Below are 25448 nucleotides of genomic sequence, written 5' to 3'. Positions count from 1 at the left end.
ATGCGTTTCGCGCAAATAAGGGCATCCCGGAACTCCATCGATGATTGATCGTAATCAATGACCGATGGAGTTCGTAGGATAGCCCTTGTTTATTCCATACTGCTAAACAACCCAGCACGCCTTATCCCCCCTTTTTGCGCTGGTCTGACACACAACACTAACTATTCGCCCGATTCCACAGGCAAACACAAGGTGAACGTGGAACCTTCCCCCATTTCACTGGAAACGGTAATACTACCGTTATGGTCCTGAACAATTTTTTGGCAAAGTGCTAGCCCCAATCCCGTTCCCTCCTCTTTTGTTGTGAAAAACGGGTTGAAAATCGCGGTTAACGAACGCTCGGGAATCCCGCTCCCCGTATCCGCTATGGAGATCAACACGTTATCCCCTTCCTGTATCATATCGATATGTACCTCTCCGGGGTCTGACATCGCTTCAAAAGCATTACGAATCAGATTGATTAGAACTTGTACAATTTTATCCCGATCCATGTTCACACAAACCGACTCATCCCGCACATGAAGGGTAATCCGATGTCCTCTGGAAGCCGCATCCGATTCGGTCAAAGACATAACACGCTCCAGACAATGTGCCAGCTTCTCCGGTTTCATATGATGGGCTTGAGGTTTGGAAAATTGTAAAAATTCTCCCGTTAAATCGGTGACTCTGGTGACCTCACTCATAATAACTTCATACCACGGTGCGATATTAAAGGATTGCCCACGTGACAGTTGCAAAAATCCTCGGATGGCGGTGAGTGGATTACGGATCTCATGGGCCATCCCTGCAGCAAGCTCACCTACAGCACGCAGTCTTTCGGAACGGAACACTTCCTCTTCATTTTTAATCCATTGACTACGCTGTTGCTCGATCAGTTGATCTTCCGCAATGGTCATGAATTGTTGCAAGGTCTGTGATAACCTCGGATAACGCGATATGCTATAACTTACTTGCAATCCCTGTAGCTGATTAGACAACAAGGAAGATATCCGTTCTTCGATATAAGGTATTTGCGGCAACACAATGGCAAACCTGTCACCAGCATACCTCGATATGCCATAAGCTTCGGGGAACTGGTTCGTGATCTTTTTTCCGATACCCGTAATGACTGCACACCAGGGATCATCTGATCCTTTTTTGTAACCGCTGAAATTATTGACATTCAAAAGAATCAAGAGGAAGGATCGTTCTTCCTCCAACGTCTTATGAAGCACCTGCATGTATCCTTCATAATTTAACAATCCCGTAAGCGGATCATGAAGGGTAAGAAACCGATTTTTTTCCCGAAGTTTCCGTTGTTCAGACTCACTGTTCATTAAAGTATGATATAGCCAAATAACCACTACCGCGGTCAGCAAATCAAATAATGACACCAGCAAACTGTATGGTTCTATCGGAACATATGACAACCTGATGATCGTATACTGGAGCATAAGCAGCAGCGAAATCGGCAAGGTCTGTACCATTCTCTGCTTGTCCTGAATCATTGAAATGATGAGCATATAATAGAGCAGATTACACCAGTTTAATTGACTGAAATAATGAAATGCACCAAGGATTAACCATTGAATCCATGTTAAAAATGGATAACGCCGTTCCGCCCATATGCTGATAATTAGCAGAATGCCTGTGACGATCATCAAGGTTGGATGCGATGCTTGTCCCAGTACAGTAGAGGATACCATGACAAGCAGACAACCTATTGGGAAAATTACCATCTTCATTGTGTAACTTAGCAAATAGCCTCGCCCCCTTAGACAAAAGTCACACTTTCAAACATATACACAAATATTATATCGATTATGATTAGCCGATGTTGTCGATTATTGGAAGATGTTAAAATTCGCAAGAATATATAATTTTCACAAAGAACAGGACATATGAATGCATTGAAATGTAAAAATGTGCACATTAATATTTCCGTACGTATCTCGCAACGCAAAATTCATCATAAACTATTCAAAGCCAGCTCTCGAGGGATGAGGGCTGGCTTCTTTGTTGTTTTTCCATATTAGGTAACTTGTTCTGGAAGAATAAGCGGATCTCCTATTATTTTTTAGCCATATATTTTCGAATATCAAACGCTACAGCTGCAACAATAATCAACCCTTTAATAATCAGTTGCCAGTAAGGACTTACCCCGATGAAGGTGAGACCGTAGTTAATGACGCCAAAGATCAGCACGCCTGCCATCACACCGGGTACAGTTCCGATTCCTCCAGCCGTAGACACCCCGCCAACAACACATGCAGCAATGGCATCCAGTTCGTACATATTACCGTAGTTGTTCGTTGCTCCGCCGGTACGAGCCGCTTCCAGTACTCCGCCCAGTCCATAAAGCGCCCCAGCAATCGCGTACAACGCAATCAGGTTTCGTGCGACGTGAATACCGGATACGTGAGCGGCCTGAATGTTTCCGCCGATGGCATACATATTTTTACCCAGACGGGTTTTGTTGAAAACAACCCAGCAGATCAGTGCTACTCCAATGGCGATGAGCACGATGTAGGGGATCGAATAGCCTCCACCCAGATCAATATAACCTGATCCTATTGTCGTGAAATCCGGTCTAAGCCCTCCGATGGGTTGCGACTGGTTTGGTTCTGTATCGAAATAGATCGAGTTCAGACCATAGACAGCGACCATCGTACCCAATGTGGCAATAAAAGGGGGGACATGTAGCTTGGCAACGATAAGGCCATTTACTAAACCAACGAGCAACCCTGCTATGATGCCGATTACGATCGGCAAGCCCACCCATAATTGCGGCAGATCCGGGAAAAAGCGATTGGCATACGTATCAATCTGTAACATCGATGCCGATACCACTGCTGTCAGACCAACTACGCGTCCAGCCGACAGATCGACGCCTCCCGTCACCAGGATGAACGCCGCACCCAGTGCGATAATCGCGCGAGTGGAAGATTGTTGTAAAATATCTCGCAGGGTGGAAAATGCGAGAAAGTTCGGATCGGCAATGGCGATACCGATAACAAGCAGGATCAGTACAATAAAAATCGCACGCTGAGCCACATATTGCTTCACTTGATGAACAAGGGTTGTATTCATTTGTGTTCCTCCTGACCAGCCATCCGCTGCTGCGCGGCCAGCCTCATAATGTGCTGTTCTGTCGCCTCGGCTCCGTCCACAATACCGGTGAGGCGTCCTTCGCTCATGACCATAATGCGATCTGACATCCCTAACAATTCAGGCATCTCGGAGCTGATCATGATAATGCTTTTGCCTTGCCGAGCCAGTTCCGTAATGATCGTATAGATTTCGAACTTGGCTCCAACATCAATTCCGCGTGTGGGCTCATCCAGCAACAGAATCTCAGGGTCAGTCAAGAGCCAGCGAGCCAGCAGTACCTTCTGCTGATTGCCTCCAGACAAGTTCCGAATGAGCGTGTTAACTGAAGGCGTTTTAGTTCTGAACTTTTGCGTCTGTTCCCGTGCCTCTTCCCGTCCCTTCTTCTCGTCCAGCAAACCCAGACGATTTCGGTAACGACCAAGGCTTGCGATAATCGTATTCTCATAAACGGATAACACGGGGAATATCCCGGTCACTCGTCGCTCTTCGGTTAATAGTGCTATGTTATGACGCTTGGCGGCAGCGGGCGAGTTAATCTTCACCTTGCGACCATGAATGGTAATCGTACCGGAAGCCAGTCCTCGCAGTCCAAATAAGGATTCCATCAGTTCCGTCCGCTGCGCACCTACCAAACCGCCAATGCCAAGTACCTCGCCTTTGCGCAGATGAAACGAAACATCCCGGAACGAATTCGGCTGATTCGACGTCAGACCCTCTGCTTGAAGAATGACTTCACCAGGGACATTAAGCCTTTCCGGGAATCGTTCACTTAAATCACGTCCAACCATACGTGTAATGATCAGGTCTGTCGTCAGATCCGCAGCATCCCAAGTGCCTACAACAACTCCATCTCGCATAATAGTCACTTCATCCGAGATCGTTAAAATTTCCTCCATCTTGTGTGAGATGTAGATGATGGACACGCCGCGGCTTCGCAACTTATTGATGATCGTAAACAATTGCTCCACTTCTTTACCCGTAAGGGATGAGGTCGGTTCATCCATCACAATCACTTTGGAGTGAAACGATACCGCTTTGGCAATTTCCATGGATTGAATTTTGGACACAGACAACGTTCCAGCAAGTGCCTTCGGATCAATATCCAGATTCAAATCCTGAAACAGTGCCAGCGTATCGGCATACATCCGTTTCTCATCCACCAGAAGCCCCTTCATCGGGAAACGTCCCAACCATATATTTTCCATCACCGGACGGTGCGGAACCGGATTCAACTCCTGATGAATCATGGATATACCCTGCTGTAATGCGGCCTTCGAATTCGGTATTTCTACATCCTTGCCTTCGATGCGCACTGTGCCTGCATCGGGACGATACATCCCAAACAAACATTTCATCAAGGTTGACTTTCCCGCCCCGTTCTCGCCCATCAACGCATGAACGGTTCCCGGCTTCACCTTCAGTGTGACTTCACTGAGCGCCTGCACGCCGGGGAATGCTTTGGAAATCCCGTTCATCTCCAGCAGATAAGGTGACTGCATCTTCTATCTTCCCCTTTCATCTGACCGGCAAAAAAAGGACGCTGCCAAGATGACATACGTCCCTCTCTGCTACTATTATTGGGCGTCGGCAATGTTGTCTTTCGTAATTTTTTTGTAAGCAATCCAGACATATTTCCCGTCTGTAATATCAAATTTGGTATTTTCTTTGGTTGGTGTCTCGCCTTTGGCAAGAACAGCCGCCAGCGCAACCGTTGCCGCTCCCTGATTTTTGGCATCATTCAGCACGGTGCCCAGCATGGTACCATCCTGCAACGCCTGAATTGCTGGAGCTGTAGCATCCACACCTACGACAGGCATCGTTTTGCCATCCTTGAAGTAACCCGCTGCTTTCAATGCTTCAATCGCACCAAGTGCCATGTCATCATTGTTCGCCAGTACCGCTTCGATTTTGTCGCCATGCGAAGCAAGGAATGCCTGCATTTTCTCTTGGCCTTTTACCCGATCCCACATCGCCGTATCTTCGGCCAGTGCTTCAACTTCAATGCCCGCATCCTGTATGGCTTGAACCGAATATTTGGTGCGTAGCTCGGCATCCTGATGACCCGGTTCACCTTTTAGCATGACATATTGCAGCTTGCCATCGCCGTTTTTATCAGCTTCCGGATGTGCTTTCCAGTAATCCACGATCAACTGACCAGAAATTGTACCGGACTCTTCCGCTTTCGCACCGACATAATACACTTTATCCCACTTGTTCATGTCCTCTGCTACAGGCTCACGGTTCAGGAATACTACCGGAATATTAGCCGCTTTCGCCTTGTCGATAATGACACCTGCTGCGGTCCGGTCTACCGGATTCACCGCCATGGCATTGTATTTCTTGGATACAAACAGGTCGACCTTCTCGTTCTGTGTCGGCTGCGCATTCTGACTGTCTACAATATCAAGGGTAGCTACGCCCTCCGCCGCTGCAGTCATTGCGTTCCTTACTCCTGTCATAAACGTATCGTCAAACTTATAGATGGCAACGCCAATTTTCGGGTTTTCCGTTTGCGTTCCGGCTTCCGCCTTCGTGCCACTGTCTGTTCCCGCGCTTCCGTTCCCACCAGCGCTGTCTCCTCCGTTGCTGCACCCTGCCGCCACAGCCATGCACACCGTAAGCAATAATGTCATCCACGTTTTCTTTTTCATTCTTCATGACCTCCCCCAAGTTCATTCGGCTTTACCGATGTCTTTATTATGAAAGGGTTTACATTGTTTTCGAATACAATATCTTCATCTGTTCTATCGAAATCCTCATCAGTTCATCTATTCTATATAAGTTGAACTAAAAGTTTTTTACACGGTCCACTCCGATGACAGAATAAACTGGAGAGTAGCGGTTATCCCCAGATTTTTTCGATTCCCTTTTTCATAGGGAAAAATCAGGTGATAAGCATATGCTTCCGATGTAGCTTTCTTTCAGAAAGCTTTTAGGCGAGCGCTTCGCTTTTCCAGTTTTTTTCTGTCCTCTCCGTTAATGTGTAAAATAAACAGTTCAACTTATATAGCAAATTCACATGAATCAGGAGAATTATATTCATTGAACAAACGGAAATAAGAGCTTTTGATTATCCATCCAGAACATATTGTCTGTGCTAACGACCTTGGTTTCCAGGATGACCCTTGTCTGAACATGCTCCCGCTTCAGTTTGGCAAGTGCCTGATTAAGCCCCAGGTAACCAGCACTGTACCCATTCTGCACAATCAATCGTTGAAAAACGCCTTCCTGCAACTGCTCTAACTGCTGTTGTTCGCTACCGAACCCAACAATGCTGATCTGCCTTCCATCCTTGCGACGATGCAATTCATCTGCCGCCCCGAGCGATGCCGGCTCTTGCAGGGCAATGATTCCGGTCAGCTCATGCTGATCCAGTAGTTGCTTGACTGTTTGCCAGCACGCATCCCTGTTGTTGCATACTGATTTGGGAATGAGGTCGATGCCCGGGTATTGCTGCAACGCTTCCTCAATCCCTTGTTCCCTCAGAACCAGGCCTGCGCTTAGCGGGTCCGGGCCTACTAAAGCAATAAGGCCATGGCCTTCCAGTAATTCGGCCATGGCCTGCCCGGCTTGACGTCCTGCCTCAAGATTATCCATGGAGATGACACTGGTGATGCCTTTGACGGGGAACTCATCGTTCAACACAATAACAGGTACGATACCTCCATCTGTTCTCACCGTCTCTGCCTCCCGAATGATTTCGCCAAGAACATCTTTACTTAACGGATCAACCAGCAGTGCGGTTGCCCCTTGTTTCAATGCGAGTTCAGCTGCCTGGACCTGGGCTTGTTCACGCTCACTGCGGGTATAATCCCGATTTGCCGTGGCTGGTGTTGCCACAGGTGGCGGACTTATTGCATAGTCCGCATTAGTTGAGGTGTGTGAAGCGGAGTCCACGGGATACGCTTCAACGGTGATGAGCTGTGCGCCGCGCTCTTTGGCGGCTGCCTCAGCTCCCAGGCGGATCGCTTCGGCGAGCTCCCCCGTGCCCGCAGGCGTAATCAGCGCTATGCGCTGTGGCGACGCCGGTTGATCCGCTCCTGCCATGCCGCAGGCGGCACAGATGAACAGGCAGCAGGCTGCAGCTGCCTGGCACAAGGCTTTGAATAGCCACAATCCCGGGGAACCGGGAAGAGTGGCCTGGCTTTTTTTGGCCAATACACGGCATGTGCTCTTGTTCTGGTTATTCATTTTGCTGCTGGTTTCACCAGTGGTTTTGCTACTGATTAGGCTATCGTCCATCATTCATCCCGTCCTCCTTCTGTTCCTCCTGAACAGGAATCCGAATCCATACCGTAGTGCCTTCCTCCAGCTCACTTGCAAATTCCAGACCATATCCCTCACCATAGTAGTGCCTGATGCGATCATGCACATTGCGTACAGCGACACCGGAACCCGCTCCGCTCTTCACTACCGGACGGCCGTTGAGCAATCCCGCCATCTGTTCCTCCGACATGCCTACACCGTTATCTGTAATGCGAAATACCAGAATCTGCTCTTCACGTTGCACATGCACCTCGATACTTCCCTCGTCCATGTGATACTCGATACCGTGCACGATGGCGTTTTCAATGAGCGGCTGTAGAATGAGCTTCAGTGTCAGGCAGTCCAGCACCTGCTCATCCGCATGAATATTGAAAGTAAACTTGTGTTTGAAACGCATCTGCTGAATGGTCAGGTAATGACGGGCGTGCTCCAATTCTTCGCGGACGGTAATGATCGTTTTACCTTGGCTGAGACTGATGCGAAATAATCGGGAGAGTGACGTAATCATCGTGATTACTTCATCATTACGGCTCATGCCCACCATGCGTACAACCGAATTCAGCGTATTATACAGAAAATGCGGATTAATCTGAGCTTGCAGCGCCTCCAGCTCCAGACGGCGTTTCTGCTCCTGTTCATGAATGATCTCATCCATGAGGTTACGGATTTTGTTCACCATCAGGTTGAACCTACGCGCCAGGCGCTCGACCTCAAGCGGTCCCGTTATGGGCAGCTCCACGTTGAAATCCCCTCGTTCCACCGCCTTCATCTTCCGTTCCATCCGCCGGATTGGACGTGTCAGACTCGAAGAGAGAAACAGGGATACCACAATGACAAGCACCAGCACAACAACCAGCACACGAATCAGGTATCCGTTCACTTCCTGACGTGTTGTCATGATTTCATCCAGATACGCCACACCGACAATTTTCCAACCGATATTGGCCACCGATTTGACGGTATTCAGCCTTTTCTGCCCATCCGCCTCATCTTCGTAACTCCCCGTAGCCACGAGAGCCTGCTCAATGTTTTCTTTTTTCAGTCCCATATACATGAGTTGCTGCTGTGGATGATACACAATATTGCCAGCACTCTCATCAATAATATAGACGTAACCCCGTTGCCCCAGGCTGACCCGGCTGCTCAGTTCGTCCATTTGTTTGAAATTGATATCGACCAGCAGGATGACTTGCTTCTTCTGACCCTGTTGTTGGATGGTAATGCCCTTACTCATGGAAACGACCCATTGATAGGGTCCGGCATACATATTTTGAATATGAGGCAAGGAAAAGCTTAGATGATTAGGTACACGTAGGGCCGATTGAAACCATCCTTGTTGAGTGACGTGAGCACTGCGCTTCAGTTCGGCAGCCGGCCTGTTCTTGAGCAACTGTCCGTCGGCATCGAGCAGTGTAATGGAAATGATATCTTCCCGGCTGCTGAGCAATGTATCCAGCTGTTTGTCCACCTGTTCCCCTTCCCATGTACCGTCCCGTAGCATATGTTCCTCAATGGCACGATACAGATGGGACATGCTGCGCACGTAATCCTCCAGGTTATAACTGACCTGATCCACAATCTGTCTGGTCGACAGTTCTGCACTGCGCTCCGCAGCCTGGGTGAATTTGTCATGCAGTAATATCGCCATAATGGTGAGTACCAGCACAATGAAGATGGAGAAAGACCACGTAATAATGGAACGAATGCTGCTGACCTTGGACGAACGAACGACCAAGCGGAGCTTCATCACAATAGACTCGATTCGTGCGGTTAACGCGCTCCAGTTCATTGAAGGGAACCTTCTGGGGTCGTAATGGCCTGTTTCCGATACTCTTTGGGCGAGACGCCAGTATGCTTTTTAAAACAAAAGCTGAAATAATTCGGCTCGGCAAAGCCCACCTTCTCGGCAATCTGAAACGACTTCAGCTCCGTAGAGCGAAGCAGTTCCCTGGCTTCATCCATTCGAATCTGCATCAGATATTGCAGGAAGGTAAGCTGTACTTCTTTTTTGAAAATGCTGCAAAAATAACCGGAGCTGATATGTAGATGTGCGCATACCTTCTGAATGGACAGATCCGGATCGGCATAATGTTTCTTCGTAAACGTGAGCGCCTGCTCCACAATATCTTTGTATACATGCTGACGCCCGCTGGATATCCGCTGTTGTACAAGCAGACAGACTTCACTCACCTTATGCTGTGCCTCGGACAGACCCGGAAGTCGGAACAGATCCGTATACAGCTGGAATCCGGCACCGAATATATCCTCCATCTCTTCACCCGAAGCCTGTGCGGCCTTCCAAACGGTAGTTAATACTTCGATCAAATACAACTGAATATCACTGCGCCCGTGGTCCACCGTAATTTCCCGGAAAATGAGCTGTAGCCCTTGCTCCAGCTCTGCCTGCGTTCCCGCCTTCAAACAGCGGGTCAATGTCTGTTGTTTCAATTCATCAAAACGTAGCTTGCCTGCGGCCTGCCGCTCCACGTCCCCAATGTAGATCAAGGAATCCGTCCCTGGCACAAGTCGGTAATCCAGCGCCAGCAAGGCATCCTCATAGGCATGTTTCACATCGGGAAGGGTGTTCACAAGCCTGCTCGATCCAATCGTTACAGGCATACGCAAATAGTGACGGATGCTTCGTACTACATTTTCCAGTGCATGCTGTTGCGGGTTTCCCGCCTTCCCTTCTATTCCGTCCAGCGGTTCCACGTAGAGCAATACAACCGTCTCTTGGTGCATAAAGGCATAGCCTGCCTTGTGATCTGCCCACACCTCTGCCGCAATATTCAGCGCTGCAAACAGCTTCAATTCTGGATCTTCGGTCGGATGCAATGTAAGGATCGATACGCCATAACGTTTACCTCCCAGTTCCAGTCCGCACTGGCTTGCCCGACTTAATATATATGCTGATGATTTCTGGCGATGTAACAACGTTGCAATCAAATCTGCCTGTAATAAAGGCAAACTGGTGCGATAGTGTTCTCGTAGCTGCTGTACGTCTTCACGTTCCGCAATCTCTGCCTCCATCTGGGCGCGCAATCTGGTGAGCAGTTCGGTAAGATGTCCAGCCGAGAAGGGCTTCAACAAATATTCATCCACACTAAGCGATACCGCCTGCCGAGCGTAATCAAATTCATCATATCCCGTTAAAATAACGACCTTCACTAGTGGATTTCGCTCTCTTAATCTTCGTGCCAGCTCCAATCCATCCATAAACGGCATGCTGATGTCAGTAATCACGATGTCGGGTTCTATCCTCTCTGCCATCTCCAGAGCCTCACGGCCATTCTCGGCCAGACCCACAATGCGTAGATCCAGTGCCTCCCAATCCACCTCGACAACCAACCCTTCACGAACATCTTCCTCATCATCCACGAGCAGAACCCGGTACATGATATGCTTCCTCCCTTTTTCTCTAACGAACGAATATGCACGGTCTTTAACCGATATCATAAAGCGCAAGGTTTCCAACATAATATACAATAAAATTCAATTCATGTAATCGCTTTCTTTTTGGTGAGAAAATATGATCTACCGATGAATCATTTTATCCCGTCTGGCAAGGGATTTCGCTTCTATGGGCGCTCTTTTTTTTAGAAAATACATTCAAAAATTGACTTATATTGGTACGCGTGTTATGATGATATAGGTCGATACATTAGTGGACAGAACGTCTACGGTCTAACCACCGAATGAGCATTAATTATTGAATGCAGCTCATACCAATGGTCGTACAAAACTTATTATTTTTGGAGGAATCACATGCAAACAGGTACAGTAAAATGGTTCAACGCAGACAAAGGATTTGGCTTCATCGAAACTGAAGAAGGAACAGACGTATTCGTTCACTTCAGCGCCATTCAAGGTGATGGTTACAAAACGTTGGACGAAGGTCAACGTGTAGAGTTCGAAGTAACTCAAGGTAACCGTGGTCCACAAGCGGAGAACGTTACTAAACTGTAATTGATACGAGGGCTGCCTCCGGCAGCCCTTTATTTATGCCCACCGACACTTACTTTGTTTTTATTTTATCTATATCCATCACAGAAAAGAGGTTTTTATTCCAACAGATCATTATAAAGCAAGTGAACACGTTGTATTTTCCACGGTTGACGACATCATTAACTTCTACTCGCCTCAGCAAACGAGCACTGAACGTACCGAAGCTCACTCACGTCCTGCGCGTGCGGCTGATCCAGCCAAACATACGGATCACACGAATTACAAGGCCGAACGTTAACCACGAAAAGACAGCAACCTATCCGACAAAAGCAGAAGGCCCTGAACCGCTTGAACGGTACAGGGCCTATTTCTATTTTATTTGTAGTCCTACATCTGTATGCTTATTTTACATAACCGTTTCGAATGGCAAAAACCACTGCCTGCGTGCGATCCTCCACCTGAATTTTCTGCAAAATGCGATGCACATGCGTCTTTACGGTGCTCTCGCCAATGAACAACTTTCGGGCAATCTCTTCATTCCTTAGACCGTAAGCCATCTGTTGTAACACTTCAAGTTCACGTCCCGTGAAGGCATCTGCGAGCGATGCGAGCTCTCTCGTTTCCTGTCCGAAGGTTGAATTCACGGCTTCTTTGGCTTTTTTTTCATCCTGGGCTGATGTTCCGGGCGACCGTACTGCTATTCCGATCACCTTCGCGGCAACTGCGGTTCTGTAGATCGCTTCACCGCGATAAGCCGCCCTGACCGCATCAATCAGTTCTTCCGGCGCGGCGTCCTTCAACAGATAACCTACGGCCCCGGCACGTATTCCCTGATATACATAATCTTCTTGATCAAACGTCGTTAATATGACGACCTTGCATTCGGGCTGCAAATCCAGTAAAGCCTGTGTGGCTTCCAGTCCGTCCCCGTCCTCCATCTGCACATCCATAAACACGACGTGGGGGTTTAACTCTGCCGCAAGCCTCACCGCCTCATGTCCGCTCCCTGCCTCACCAACCACTTCCATATCTTGCTGGGCATTAATAATAAAACGCAACCCATGCCTGACCAGATGCTGGTCATCCACTAGAAGCACACGAATCGTTGATTTCTCTGTCATAGCTCACCACCTCCTGAAGTCGATTTTATGCCACCATGCGGAATGCAGACAGTCAGCTTCATCCCATGCGGATGGATCGCTTCGATGGTCATGGATCCTCCAACCCTCTCACACCTTGCTTTCATACTGGATAAACCAAAACCAGGTACAAGCGGTTGTTGCTGGATGAATACGCCGTTATCCTCTACCTGCATGAACAGATCCTCTTCCTGTTCCTTGATATGTACGCTTACTTGGGTAGCTTGTGCATGACGAATAATGTTCGATAACGCCTCCTGTAGAATCCGGTACAGTAGTTCGGACGTCTCCTGTGACCATGCTTCCTTTTGACCAGCATAGCGCAGTTCAATGGAACAACCGGTTAGCTTCTGTACTTCACTGACCAGACTGTTCAGCGCAACCAGTCCAAGCCCAGCTTCACTGCTCCCCATCTGATGAGCAACCGTCCGCACTTCCTGCAAGCTTTGCCGCACCACATCCAGCACGGTGCCAATGGCTTTATCCGCTTCAGTAGCGTCCACCTTCATCATATATGGAATAGCTTGAAGTTGCACAATAGCCGATGTCAGACGATTCCCGATACTATCGTGCAAATCCATCGATATTCGTCCCCGCTCTTCAATCACCGCATAGTGCATTAAACGCACGGTTGCCCGCTCCAGTTCTTCATGCGTATGCTGAAGCTCATCATGTGCCTGGCTCAATTCGTCATGTACAGCCTGTAATTCGGCATAATGACGCTCGCTCTCTCGCCTGCTCTCCCGCTTGATCCGTGCTCCCCAGCAGAAAATGTACGTAACAATATAAGCCATCGTATATAACCAAATCAGATGTAACTCCACTCCGGCAGCATACAATAATAGCCCGTTACCCACGAGAATGATTAACCCCAGCCACCAGGAACGGAATACGGGCAGATTCAACGCAGCATATCCGATGAGATAAAAGGTAAGCTCAAAAATACGATACTCTGCATGGAACAATGCCGCATAGAGAAGCGTAGCCGCCCAGGTTAAACCAATCATGATCGTACGAATCCGATCTTTTTTTAGCCAGTTCGGTGTCCAGACCAGTACAAAGTAAGGTAAACGGATAACGAGACCTGCACACAAACCGGGCCAGGTGAATGGTTCCATTGGACTGACCAGATTATACAGTAGCAACAGACTGAGAATCATATCCCCTGTGTGATCAGCTATAAATTTTCGTATGTTATTCAACGTGACCATTTGATTCTGCATAAGTTTCCCTTTCGCATCACCTTGAATCCAGCGAGCCTGATCAGATGACTCCTCGTAAGGATTCCAGTTTAATTTCGACTATACGTTGAAAACTATACCTTGACAGCTTGCATGTGACGAACCCGATAATAAATGATAAACCGACGAGCAGCAATACTCCCGAGCGGTATAAATAGCAATGCACTGCTCAGAGCAACCACACTGTGATGTACATCCAGTGTACTGATGTAATGCTTAACCAGCATAATGATGATAAGTACAATAGCTGTGCCCATGGAACCTTTAGACATCACTTTGCCAGTCAACGCATCCACCCGCAACCGTTCCATCCAGGCACGCCACAAGCCTATACCGCAACCAATGACCAGAAACATAATATAAAAAAGCAACGTCAGCCCTGTAAGAGGTACTTGAGATATATTGAAAAAGATGGCAACCGCAACAATCACAGGTAGTATCCACATGCGATCAAGCTTAACCTCTTTTTCCCTCATCGATAACAATACAATAATCAAACCTGTAATCACCATATTCAACATCTAACATTCCTCACTTTCTTTCATATTACGTCTCTTCTTACCGCTCCATCTAGGAACAGTATAACCAGCCCAAAGTAAATAAAAGTCCACCCGCAGGTGGACTTGATGCAATTTCACTTCAATCTGTAGGTGGATCGTGTTGAAAGATTATAGAGAAGCAGCCTAGGCCACATGTTATATCTTAAAAGGTTTCAGGGATGCTTGCAGTTCTGCCGAAACATCAGACAGCATCGCTGCGGACTCCTTGATCTGCTCCACAGATTTGAGTTGTTCTTGTGCAGACCCGGCGGCATGTTGAGAATTGGTGCTGGCCGTCTGTGCATGACGTGCAATCTCGTTCACCGATGCCACAATCTGCTCTACACCTGCCGACATCTCTTCACTGGTCGCCGCCATATCTTCGATCTCTGTTGCAATGCGCAGGTTCGTATCCCGAATCTGGGTAAAGCTCTGTTCGGTTTCTTTTGTAAGTCGCAAACCCTCGCTTACTTCTTGCTTCACTTTGGCCATCGCTGCCAAGGAATGCAACATGTCCTGTTCCATCGCTCCGACAAGCGCTTCAATCTGGCTCGACGATTGTCCAGCCTGTTCAGCCAGCTTCCGCACTTCGGTAGATACAACGGCAAAACCTCTACCTTGCTCTCCCGCTCTTGCAGCCTCGATGGAAGCATTAAGCGCGAGCAGATTCGTCTGGCCTGCAATGTCATGAATAGCAGATACCATCTGACCGATCTGAGCAGACTTCTCCTCCAGCATACGAATCACTTCATCCGTCGCACTGACGGAAGCTTCAATGGCTGCCATCTGTTCCACCGTTAGCTGTACCGCTTGTCCTCCAGTGTCCGCTTGCTCCCGTGAGTACACTGCTGCATCTGCAATGCTGGAAGCTCTATCTGCTATACGCTGTACGCCGATAGCCACCTCTTCCATCGCTTGCAGATTCTCGTCCGTACTTACAGTCTGACTTACGGCCCCTCGCGCGACCTGTTCCACAGAGACAGCAATCTGTTCTGACACACTTGCGGTCTGCTCCGCAATCTGTAGCAGCAATCCCGTGGAATGACCTGCTTTATCCGCTGCGTCCAGACCGCCTTGAATAATGCCCTGCAAGCTACTTCTCATTTCATTGTAACCGGCACTTAGCATGCCAATCTCATCTCTAACATGATCGACCACTGGATGTGTGAAGTCTCCCGTTCCTGCACGTTTAATGGCAAGAGATACCCGGTTAATTCTGGCTCTCACCCTGCGGACGTACCAAACGATCAACACAATGGCAATCAACATCGCAATACCAACGACGATCAGAAAGGTTCGAAGAAACGAAGAGATAATCACATCAATTAATGATTGGGAAGCACCCACATAGAAAATACCGATGATCTCTCCTGATGCGTTTTTAATGGGTTCATAAGCAGTTTGAGTCTTCTGTCCGACAACAACAGCTTCCCCGAAATACTTTTCACCCTTCTGCAAAACAGTCTGTGCCACCTGTTCGGACACCTTCGTACCTATGGCGCGTTTCCCGTCAACCATTACATTCGTAGCGATTCGTTCATCTCCGCGAAAAAGGGTCACGGTATCCCCTGACGCATTGCCGATTTCGTCCACCAGATCAAAATTTTCTTCCAGCAATGCACCGCCTTTGTACAACTGTCCATCTTTAATGGCCCAGTCTCCCGGGTATTTGTATGACAAAATGTGATTCGCCATCTCGAGGTCCCGTTTCGCCTTTTCGGTAGCGAAGGTCTTAATGCCATTTCGCATCTCCATCACAACGCTGACCGCTACGGCCGAGGAAAACAAAATGAAAATACCAATCACGATCAAACTGATTTTAGTACCAATACTCATGCTACGCATGTGTGTGAGCCACCCTTTTCACGATTAAATTGTCTTGATCTCTGACAGATTGGGTTCTGCTTAGAGATTTCACATATAGACTTATCGGCGGTGACATACACATTTTTTATAACCTGACTGTGACCTTTATCACATTTTTTCTGAAATATTAACCATTCCATGCCACATGTCCTAAAAGTGCAGATAACTCTTTGTTTAGAAAATAACATTTTCGTAATTCGAATCAGGAGAGAACACTCATAACAATATGACACTTCTTACGTAAAATACGAAGATAATCCAAAAGTTCCAGTCCATAAGTCCTATTTTGTTTGAAAAATCTAACATTAATATGTCGAAATAACGATATAACTGAGGAGTAGAACTTACCTGGAGTTCATATACGTGAAGAACAAACACAATATAATTAGCAACTATAGTCTTCTTATCTGTAACGACATTGAAAATCTCATCGTAATTGGAGATGTCTATCCATCATGAAAGCAATGCAACACTAGCGTATACGACGTCCAGGTGAAGTCCTTTTTAATTTTACAGGAGGAGTGAATGACCTTGTTTAAAAAGCTTCGCTGGAGCACCATTCCATTTTTCGCCAAAAATCTGATCATTTCATTCGGGAGCATCGCTCTGATTGGAATTATTCTGATCACCGCAGCTTATCAGTTGCAAAAAAGTATATTAATCAAGCAATTGCAAGATCAAGCCGAGATTACGACCTTGAAATGGTCTCAGGATCTGGACACAAGTCAGGTTGAACAGGCCACATCCGAGAAGAGTTATTCCGATACATATCAGAGTAAGCTTAAGGAATATCTAGATTCCATCCACACCTTTAATCCCAATATCGCGCAAGCTTACATTTTCGGTTCACAGCTGGATCAAGAAAAGAGTGCTCCGATTTATGCGATTCCAACCAGTCTGGTTGAACCGTTTGAGAAAGATAAGTATCTGCCCGGTACAAACTATCCGTTATCTCCTCAGATTGAGCATGGTCTCGATGATATGAATGCAACCGGCGCACCTGCGTTTAGTGATTTTTATACCGATGATTTCGGAACATGGACAACACTGATGTATCCAATCAAAAAGGCAGATGGCTCCATCTACGCAGCGCTGTACTTTGATGTTGATGCAAGTGCCGTTCCTAATGGGCTGAATAAATTACTGTTGTACGGCTTGATGTATCTGGTCGGTTTCCTGATTCTGTTCATGGTACTGCAATTTATTATGCTGAAGAAAACCATGCGCCCGATTCGTGACCTCATGAAAGGCATTGAGGAAGTAAGCACAGGTAATCTAAACGTTACGATTCGGACAGGACGAGATGATCTCGGAGTCATTAACGACAAGTTCAATGAGATGATCGAGCGTTTCAACACGACTCTGTTCAAGGTAAAAAATACATCTCGTCATCTCTCGAATTCGTCGAAAGAACTACTGGATATTTCGGCGAAAAACAACGATAATATTCAATCGATCAGCACCAACATCCGTGAAATCTCAACAGGTCTCGTCTCTCAGGACAAAGCAACTGTGGAAAGTGCACGCGCTATGACCGAGATGTCTACCGTAGTGCAGAACATTGCCGGAAGCTCGGCTGAAGTTGCCGATGAAGCGCTCAGCATGGAGCAACGCTCGAACAACGGACATGAAATTATGCAACAGGTTATCGACCAGATGGGCCTGATCTCAAGTGCGGTCCAGAACACTTATGCGTCGATTCAATCTCTAGAGAACCGTTCCAATGAGATCAGTAGCATTGTCGGAATCATTACGGATATCGCTGGACAGACCAACCTGCTCGCCCTGAATGCTTCCATCGAAGCGGCACGCGTTGGGGAGGAAGGCCGAGGCTTCGCAGTCGTGGCTGGAGAAGTACGTAAACTGGCTGAGCAGTCCCAAGAATCTGCAACCCAGATTCGTGCGTTGATCGATGAGATTCAGCGAGATATCGGACAATCGGCAGACGCAATGGAACGGGGTTCGGAAGAAGTACAAAAAGGCCTCAACGTTACACGGAAAACGGGAGTTTTCTTCGAAGATATCTTGACCGCTACCAACAAAGTAGCGAACCAGATTCAGGATATCTCCAGCTCCACCGAGGAAATCTCGGCAAGCACACAAGAAATGTCCGCAACGGCAGACGAACTGTCTGCAAGTGTCAGCAAAGCAGCAAGCAGCAGCAAACTCATCGAGAACTCCATCGCCGAACAGGAAACTTCCATGGCTGCCATCGTCAGCGCATCCGACGAATTAGCTGAAGTATCCGAGCAATTGCAAGAACTCATCTCGTTCTTTAAGGTAAAAGAAGCGTAAGCTGAGAAGTTTGGCTTGGCAGGCATACCGCGGAGGAGAGAAGTACAGATTATGCGGTCGTTGTGAATTGTATTGCATAAGAACCCGCAGAAATTGTGAGGAATTGCAGGCAATCACCAAATACTGATCATAGGCGGTATGCGCCATAGAAGTACCATCAACCAAGGCATGAGTGTTTGTGCACTCATGCCTTGGTTTTTTAGCTTGCTCTGATTGATGTTAATTCTAACGATCTCAGGAGACGCTATTTGCCTGATTTTTTGCTTCATAGAACTCTAACGATCACCAGAAACCTTATTTGTTCCAAACACCTTGTTTTCCGACGTTTTCTGCTGTATTTCTTCCAAATAACATCTGTGGTGATCGTTAGAATTGGAAAAGGTCATAAACTGACCAAATAAGCTCTCCTGTGATCGTTAGCACTCGTCCGAGACTAATTCACCGCATCAGCTATGCGGCTCAGGCCGGCCCTAACTTCGTCCACGCTTCGGTAAGCTCCCGCAATTTTAACCAGCTTCCATCTATTTTGCTGCTTCAAATAGTGTAACGTCACCGCGCTTGGCATCAGGCATACTCGCTCATCACCCATTTCGAACCATTCCAGCTGCATTCCCAAATTTGCCGCAAATTGTTGAATACGTTCTACTGTCTCCATTGCAGCTAATTTAGAAGTAACTAAAGTAGACTCTACTGAACCTGAATCTGACTCTACATCTATTTCTGTCGCTACTCCTACGCCGTTCCCTACTTCGGCCCAAACATCCACACTATCAAACAAGTACGTCCCGTCCATCTGGAATGTCATATTCACCGTGTATCCTTCGTAATCAAAGCTAATTACTTCGAGTTTTTCCGCTTCCACACTCCACACTTCATCCGCCTGTGCTCTAACCTTCTCCAATGTGATCTGAACATCTGCTGGTAAACACTGCGGCAACTTTCCCTTTTGCACATACTCTTCCAAAGAGGTCGCGCCGATAAGTGACTTGGTTTGCTCGCTATTCATCGTTTGTTCGTCAGCACCTTTCCGAGTCTCTATCAATATTGTACTATTGCGCTTCGTTGTTAAAGTTAAAGAATAAAAATATGTATACATCGGTTGTATGTCGCATGAATGTTTAATAAAATGAAAGTAAGGAAAAATAAGAGTAGCCAGGCCAATGGCTACTCCTGTACAGCATTTGCGATGGATAATCCTCCAAGTGTGTTTCGTAAGGTGAAGAAATAACCCGCTAGGCCTCCAACCTATGGCGGGTTATTTCTTTTTTCGATCAATGTATGTCAGGAGCGCAATAATTAACGTTGCGAACATGATTACATCTGAAAAAGAGAAATTCATAGACACCACAAATTGGCTGTACATTTTAAATTATCCCAGTGTGTAGGTGCTCAGACGAGCATCTTTTTTTTATTTTTTAACAACTTACTTAAGTTCACATATTTCAATCGACGAACTCCAAACAGAGACGCTCGGTCAGGTGCAATATCCTGTCTAGGCGCCTTGTTTTATGGTGTAGCTCTTTTATTTCAGGTATCCTTTGGACTTCCAATATCGCTTCGCAAAGGATTCAACAGCATAGGGCAATTCCCCATCCAGCAAATCCTGATTCGCTTGCATCAGCTCTTTGCGTCCTCGTTCCAGCAATTGAACGGCATGTAGTAATTTAGGACCACCTACATAATGAAGTTCAAGCAACAATGGCTCTTCCTCATCCTCTTGCTCCTGAGCCGAGTATTCAATTAACACAATTTCCGTGCCGTCCGCATGCCGGTGTAGCGTATAGAAGTATTTCTCGACCTTCGTCTCCCCTTGTGTATCCGTATACTCTCTACCAATACGCAGCATAGCTGGCTGGGGAACATCATTATACATTTGACCTGCTTGTCGAAATGCAAAATAGAAGTCTTCAATCCACAACCCATGCCGGTCATCATCATAATAATCGTCATACGGCTCCGCGATAGGCAACGCTAATAATTCACGAATACGTTGCGGCGAAATCAAGGTGCGGACATACTGGTAATTCGATACGGACTGCAGCAAAGTATCCCATCCACGGTTGCTTAACTGCTGAATATCCGAAGGTGAGTCTTCCGTAAATACGCTCCATTCGGAGTTCTCACTGTTCACATAACGATATGCGCCTGAGATCATCCAGACAGGAGTGCCCGCTTGCTCAGCAAGTTCATTAAGAGAGCCTGAAGCTTGGCCTGCTGGCTCTATTTTGAGCAACAATGCACAGCCTTGGTCGTCTTGAAAATACAGACTCCGGAAATAGCCTTCCGTATACTCATCCCCGTAGACAGAACCTCGGCAAAACTGTCCATCCACCCAAAACTCATAGCTGTTCAGCAACTCACCCTGCTCTCTTACAGGTAATAATGAAGGGTGAGTAAGACGCTCAATGTTCTCAGCGGTGAACTTATGATTTTCGAACCAATCCGGTACATCTGGCGCTAGTTCTGCGGCATAAATATACTCTCGTTTAATGATAGGCTGTCCCTGCTGTAACCTCTTTATCATCTCTTCTCGCCATGGAAACGGCTCTTCTGTATCTTCGTCAATTACACACTCAGGAACAAATAACTCCAGCATGTCAAAGCCTTGCCATGGTCCGAGATCCTCCCACTCTTCAAGCTGACGCTTCACTTTCCGCTGTCCTTGAACCTGAATTCCATATTGCTCTGTACTTACTAGCAGCCCACCTTCTACGTTGCCTCTCACCGTCAATTCTCCATGGTTGTAATCTCCCCAGAACATATCCTCCACATAAAGATTACCTGTAATATATATTTCCTGCCCTCCCACGAGCATATAAGGCGTTGTAAGATCACCAAGCACAAACAGATTAGAAGAGGCCGCGTCGGATTCGGTGTTTCCAATATAACAATCAACGATCAGATTTCCCTCCACCATAATTAAAAAAGGCCCCTCATCCAGCAACAGCTTACTGATATGAAGATCACCTGAATGCAGCCATACTTCCTCGGCATCAAATTCACCATCATGTGCATCATTCTGTGTATACATCCAGCTTTCGTGAGGTAACCTCGTTTTGATATCGGCAAAAGTAACCTTTTGACCTATGTGATGTATGGACATGTCCTGACACTCCTCATCGGTTGATATATGGATAACATCTTCAAAACTTCTAATCTCGAGTGAGTAGCCGATTGCTCATTTTGATACCGACTCCCCCCCTATGATTTCAATCCACACACTCCATACGGAGTGAGACAGCGAAAAACACGTATAGTACGTTCGTACACATCACAAAACTACGTTTTTTCACTACTATTCTATGTGTTCCCGCCTGCGAATTCAATCTTTTTCCAGCATATTGTTGCCAAAAGGCATCAAAATGCCCTATTTTCACTACTTTCAAGGTGCGAATCCCCCGGGGTTTTCATGTGAGCTTCACATTCGCACCTTACTCTACTCTCCCAACTTCTCCCCACCCCACCATCACAACGTTCACTTTCCAAACTATGACATAGATCACATCCAACCTCATACACAAGTGCTACATTAGATAACGACCAACTGACCAAAACAGTAAACTGGTCAATTGTAATTTGTGTTTTACCCGCTTCACCGATTACACACGTCAGACCCCAAGGAGGTGCATAGCCGTGAAAACGATAGATCGAAGGCAACAGGTGATGGACTCTGCCGAGAAATCCTTTGCCCTGTTTGGCTACAAAGCCACAACGATGGAGCAAGTGGCGAGACTGGCCAATGTGGGCAAAGGAACGATCTATACCTTTTTCGAGAACAAAGAAGAATTGTTTGATGAGATCCTGCGCTCGATTATTGCAGACATGAAACGGATTACGGAGCAGACGGTGAAGGAAGAAAACTCTTTTCTGGATAACGTGCATCAGAGTATGGACTCGTTGCTGGAATATCGGGAGGAGCACGAGCTGCTGATCAAGCTTTTCCAAGAGGTCAACGATTTCGGAACACCCCAAGCGAGAGAGGGTCTGCAAAAAGTAGAGAAGGCCATTCTCGAATATCTCGAGCGTCAGGTTAGTCGGGCCATGGAGTTACAGCAGATTCGGAGCGACGATCCAAAGCTGGTCTCGTTTGTGCTACTGAAGTTATACGTCAGCCTAACATCCGATTGGAATAAAGCGCATCCTACCTTGCACAAGGATCAGATCAAAGCGTTTGTAGGTCTTTTTCTCAAAAATGGATTATCCCCCAACTAGAGAGACGCCCGCAGACGCACACATACCATACTAAATAGAGAAACAAGGGATAAGCGTAAGATAGGGAGAGAACATCATGAAATCATTTCGTGTATTTGGGCAGGATCTGAAATCCGCCTTTAAGAAACCAAAAGTATTTATTCCAATTCTCGTGGTGCTGTTCATTCCCGTGTTATATAGCGGACTGTTCCTGAACGCCTTCTGGGACCCATATGGCAAAATGAATGAATTACCTGTCGCCGTGGTCAACACGGATCGGGGTGCAGTTTACAATGACAAATCGCTTGAAGTCGGTCAGAATCTGGTCGATGAGCTGAAAAAAAGCGATGATTTCAACTGGCAGTTCGTCACCCGCGACCAGGCAGAACAAGGCATGAAGGATAACAAATATTACATGACCATTGTCATTCCAGAAGATTTTTCTGCCAAAGCAACCACGCTGATGGATGAGCATCCGGCTCCGGCTGAGCTGATCTACGAGCCCAACGAAGGGTACAACTTCCTTGCGGGTCAGATCGGTGGTACGGCGGTGAAACAGATTCGCTCCAAAGTCTCTGCCAAAGTCACAGAATCATATACCGAAACCCTGCTGGATAAGGTCGAGAAAATCTCGGACGGTTTGGCGGATGCCGGAGATGGCGCAGGTAAAATCCATGATGGAGCAAGCAAACTGGACGAAGGGGCGGCTACGTTAAAAGAAAACCTGGCGAAACTGGCTGACGGGGCAGGCAAGCTGCAAACCGGCGCCGTTTCGTTAAAAGAAGGCACAGCCACCCTCGCCAAAGGCACAGGTGATCTTAACTCCGGCGCGAGCACATTATCCAGTGGTCTCGCACAATTAGCTGCCGCCGGCACCAAGCTGGGTGACGGCGCAACGCAGGCTGCAGCTGGCAGTAAACAGCTGCATGCCGGTATCCAAGCTGCGCAAGAAGGCGCGTCCAAACTGGACGCCGGACTCGCAGCTACCGAACAAGGCAGTGCCAAGCTGACCGCCGGACTGCAAACTTCCGTGGAAGGTAGCGGCAAAGTCAGCGAAGGCGCAAAAGCGGTCGCCCAAGGTCTGGCTCAATTAGCAAAGGCCAGTCCCGAACTGGCAGCCAGCCCCGCTGTTCAACAGTTACTCGCGGCTAGTCAGGCCGTTGCCGCTGGCAGTGAGCAGGTATATCAAGGCGGACAGCAACTCGTTGCCGGAAGTCAGCAACTGCAAGCTGCACAGCAACAATTGCATCAAGGCAGTAGCCAGTTGGTTCAAGGTGAAGAACAGCTGGTACAAGGCGCTGCACAGTTATCCGGCGGACAAGAAAAGCTCAGTGCCGGACTCAACCAATTCAATGCCAAATTAAACGAAGCCGCAGCTGGCAGTGCCAAATTGGCAACAGGATCAGAGCAACTGAATACTGGCGCAAGTAAGCTGTTGTCTGGCGTAAGCCAGCTGGAGGGCGGAGTTTCCACCCTTACGGACGGTTCTCATAAGCTGGCTGATGGTGCTGGTAAGCTACAAGAAGGCACGATCAAATTAACGGACGGTTCCGGTGAACTCGCCACCAAATTAAACGACGCTGCGCAACAAACGAGCAGTGTCAAAAAGACCGATGAACTGGTCACGATGTATGCCGAACCTGTTCATGTCGATGAACACAAATTAAACGAAGTGCCCAACTACGGCACAGGTTTTTCGCCCTATTTTCTATCACTCGGATTATTTGTCGGTGCGTTGATTGCAACGCTGGTTGTGCCAACACGTGGCAGCAGTGTAAGTGACGCAAGTGGCTGGAATCGATTTGTCAGCAAAACCCTTGCCTTCACCATTATGAGTGGCGTTCAATCTTTGCTCGCTTCCGGACTGGTATTGTACGGGCTTGGCCTGAAGGTACAGAGTGTGCCGTTATTCCTTCTGTTCAGCTTTGTGACGAGTCTGAGCTTTATGTACATCATTCAGGCATTGGTCACTTGGCTGGAAAATCCGGGACGATTCATTGCCATCCTGCTGCTCATCTTCCAACTCACCACCAGCGCGGGAACGTTCCCACTGGAACTCATTCCAAACTGGCTGAAAGTGTTCAACCCATGGTTACCAATGACGTACTCCGTAACGGGATACAAAGCGGTCATCTCCAGCGGACAATTCGGCGTTGCCTGGGATCAGATCGGCATTCTGTGCATCTTCGCTGTTCTCGGTCTGGTCGGTACATTGACGTATTTCCTGAAACATCGCACGGTAGAAAACGAAAGTCTTGGTAGTGAAGCTGTGCTTCAAGCTTAGATAAGATATTCAGCTTTGGTATAAAACTTAGCTATCATGTTGGATTTAATATAAATATCAACACAAACGGTTATAGAAATGTAAAAGGCATATCCTTTATGTCAGACTAGCTGTGATGCAGCGAGTTGGGACAATGGATATGCCTTTTTGAATTTGTTTTTATAATAAAATAACCTTTGCCGGCTTCATGTTATAAGCAAAAAGATTCTATACTTATCGTCAGGCTCTCACAACATGTTCTTCAACAAACGCTAGAAACTCTGCTTGCAAGGAGCCGAGAGTAAGCATTTTTTTGATGATGCTAAACCGATAATGAATACCATGAGACTGAAATGACCATATCGACGCCAACGAAACCCCGGATTTGAGTCGCTGTTGCTCCAGATCTGAAAGTGGTATTCGAACCATTTGAACAACTTTGGAAGAAAATAAATTGAGGAACAAAATTTTAAGCACGTCATGATTGATCAGCAATATAGCTCGAGATGTCGTTGAGGAAATCGCTTGTGACGTAACATAACAGGCCAGCATATCTGCTTCTTTGTAAGGTTCGCTTAGTCGATTTATTAATTTTCTAGTAATAAGTAGCATA

At 47.1% G+C, this 25448-nt stretch carries 19 protein-coding genes; 4 read left to right on the top strand and 15 right to left on the bottom strand.

Translation table 11 applies throughout. The features are described from left to right. Positions 1-161 precede the first annotated feature (161 nt). The 7 genes from ACT89M_RS05500 to ACT89M_RS05470 form a co-directional block, all read right to left on the bottom strand. Positions 162-1724, bottom strand: a complete 1563-nt coding sequence (locus tag ACT89M_RS05500) for an ATP-binding protein (protein WP_253496730.1) — start codon at positions 1722-1724, stop codon at positions 162-164. 325 nt (positions 1725-2049) lie between these two features. Further along, positions 2050-3069 carry a galactose/methyl galactoside ABC transporter permease MglC gene (gene mglC / locus ACT89M_RS05495; RefSeq protein ID WP_154890711.1) on the bottom strand — a complete coding sequence of 340 codons (1020 nt, stop codon included), beginning with the start codon at positions 3067-3069 and terminating at the stop codon, positions 2050-2052. Next, positions 3066-4589 carry a sugar ABC transporter ATP-binding protein gene (locus ACT89M_RS05490; protein ID WP_154959806.1) on the bottom strand — a complete coding sequence of 508 codons (1524 nt, stop codon included), beginning with the start codon at positions 4587-4589 and terminating at the stop codon, positions 3066-3068. Before ACT89M_RS05490 ends, mglC begins: the two co-directional genes overlap by 4 nt. A 75-nt stretch (positions 4590-4664) precedes the next feature. Then, positions 4665-5741: a galactose ABC transporter substrate-binding protein gene (locus ACT89M_RS05485; protein WP_154890709.1), complete on the bottom strand. Its 1077-nt coding sequence runs from the start codon at positions 5739-5741 to the stop codon at positions 4665-4667. Positions 5742-6129: 388 nt separating this feature from the next. Further along, positions 6130-7335, bottom strand: coding sequence for a substrate-binding domain-containing protein (locus ACT89M_RS05480; RefSeq protein WP_154890708.1), 1206 nt, complete (start codon positions 7333-7335; stop codon positions 6130-6132). Further along, positions 7322-9145: a cache domain-containing sensor histidine kinase gene (locus ACT89M_RS05475; RefSeq protein ID WP_373323218.1), complete on the bottom strand. Its 1824-nt coding sequence runs from the start codon at positions 9143-9145 to the stop codon at positions 7322-7324. Before ACT89M_RS05475 ends, ACT89M_RS05480 begins: the two co-directional genes overlap by 14 nt. Continuing rightward, positions 9142-10752, bottom strand: coding sequence for a response regulator (locus tag ACT89M_RS05470; RefSeq protein WP_154890707.1), 1611 nt, complete (start codon positions 10750-10752; stop codon positions 9142-9144). The genes ACT89M_RS05475 and ACT89M_RS05470 overlap by 4 nt, the downstream gene beginning before the upstream one ends. 369 nt (positions 10753-11121) lie before the next feature. On the opposite strand from ACT89M_RS05470, the gene ACT89M_RS05465 reads away from it, so the two are divergent. Further along, positions 11122-11322, top strand: a complete 201-nt coding sequence (locus ACT89M_RS05465) for a cold-shock protein (protein WP_090917732.1) — start codon at positions 11122-11124, stop codon at positions 11320-11322. 380 nt (positions 11323-11702) lie between these two features. On the opposite strand, the gene ACT89M_RS05460 is transcribed toward ACT89M_RS05465, so the two are convergent. The 4 genes from ACT89M_RS05460 to ACT89M_RS05445 form a co-directional block, all read right to left on the bottom strand. Continuing rightward, positions 11703-12422, bottom strand: a complete 720-nt coding sequence (locus ACT89M_RS05460) for a response regulator (protein WP_487345047.1) — start codon at positions 12420-12422, stop codon at positions 11703-11705. After that, a complete protein-coding gene (locus ACT89M_RS05455) occupies positions 12419-13663 on the bottom strand; it encodes a sensor histidine kinase (RefSeq protein WP_253496746.1) in 1245 nt (414 codons plus the stop codon). The genes ACT89M_RS05460 and ACT89M_RS05455 overlap by 4 nt, the downstream gene beginning before the upstream one ends. 92 nt (positions 13664-13755) lie before the next feature. Next, a complete protein-coding gene (locus ACT89M_RS05450) occupies positions 13756-14202 on the bottom strand; it encodes a hypothetical protein (protein ID WP_339836046.1) in 447 nt (148 codons plus the stop codon). Between the two features lie 174 nt (positions 14203-14376). Next, a complete protein-coding gene (locus tag ACT89M_RS05445) occupies positions 14377-16056 on the bottom strand; it encodes a methyl-accepting chemotaxis protein (RefSeq protein ID WP_487345046.1) in 1680 nt (559 codons plus the stop codon). 555 nt (positions 16057-16611) lie between these two features. Here ACT89M_RS05445 and ACT89M_RS05440 point away from each other — a divergent pair. Continuing rightward, positions 16612-18381 (top strand): methyl-accepting chemotaxis protein, encoded by a 1770-nt coding sequence (locus ACT89M_RS05440; protein WP_487345045.1) that lies wholly within the window; start codon positions 16612-16614, stop codon positions 18379-18381. Between the two features lie 433 nt (positions 18382-18814). On the opposite strand, the gene ACT89M_RS05435 is transcribed toward ACT89M_RS05440, so the two are convergent. From ACT89M_RS05435 to ACT89M_RS05425, 3 genes are all read right to left on the bottom strand, one after another. After that, entirely contained in the window at positions 18815-19387 is a 573-nt protein-coding gene (locus ACT89M_RS05435; protein ID WP_487345044.1) for a hypothetical protein, read from the bottom strand. Between the two features lie 249 nt (positions 19388-19636). After that, complete coding sequence (locus ACT89M_RS05430) at positions 19637-19720, bottom strand: putative holin-like toxin (RefSeq protein WP_353056751.1); 84 nt, start codon at positions 19718-19720, stop codon at positions 19637-19639. A gap of 183 nt (positions 19721-19903) precedes the next feature. Next, the gene (locus tag ACT89M_RS05425) at positions 19904-21484 is read right to left on the bottom strand and encodes a hypothetical protein (RefSeq protein WP_487345043.1); all 1581 of its coding nucleotides are present in this window, start codon (positions 21482-21484) and stop codon (positions 19904-19906) included. A gap of 530 nt (positions 21485-22014) precedes the next feature. Here ACT89M_RS05425 and ACT89M_RS05420 point away from each other — a divergent pair. Continuing rightward, positions 22015-22593: a TetR/AcrR family transcriptional regulator gene (locus ACT89M_RS05420; RefSeq protein ID WP_154890699.1), complete on the top strand. Its 579-nt coding sequence runs from the start codon at positions 22015-22017 to the stop codon at positions 22591-22593. Between the two features lie 76 nt (positions 22594-22669). After that, positions 22670-24856, top strand: coding sequence for a YhgE/Pip family protein (locus ACT89M_RS05415; RefSeq protein WP_308722358.1), 2187 nt, complete (start codon positions 22670-22672; stop codon positions 24854-24856). A gap of 219 nt (positions 24857-25075) precedes the next feature. Here the strand turns inward: ACT89M_RS05415 and ACT89M_RS05410 are convergent, their stop codons facing one another. Further along, positions 25076-25447 (bottom strand): hypothetical protein, encoded by a 372-nt coding sequence (locus ACT89M_RS05410; protein ID WP_154890697.1) that lies wholly within the window; start codon positions 25445-25447, stop codon positions 25076-25078. Position 25448: the final 1 nt, after the last annotated feature.

Source organism: Paenibacillus sp. NN59, assembly GCF_057597225.1.
This window is presented reverse-complemented; position numbering and strand designations above follow the sequence as displayed.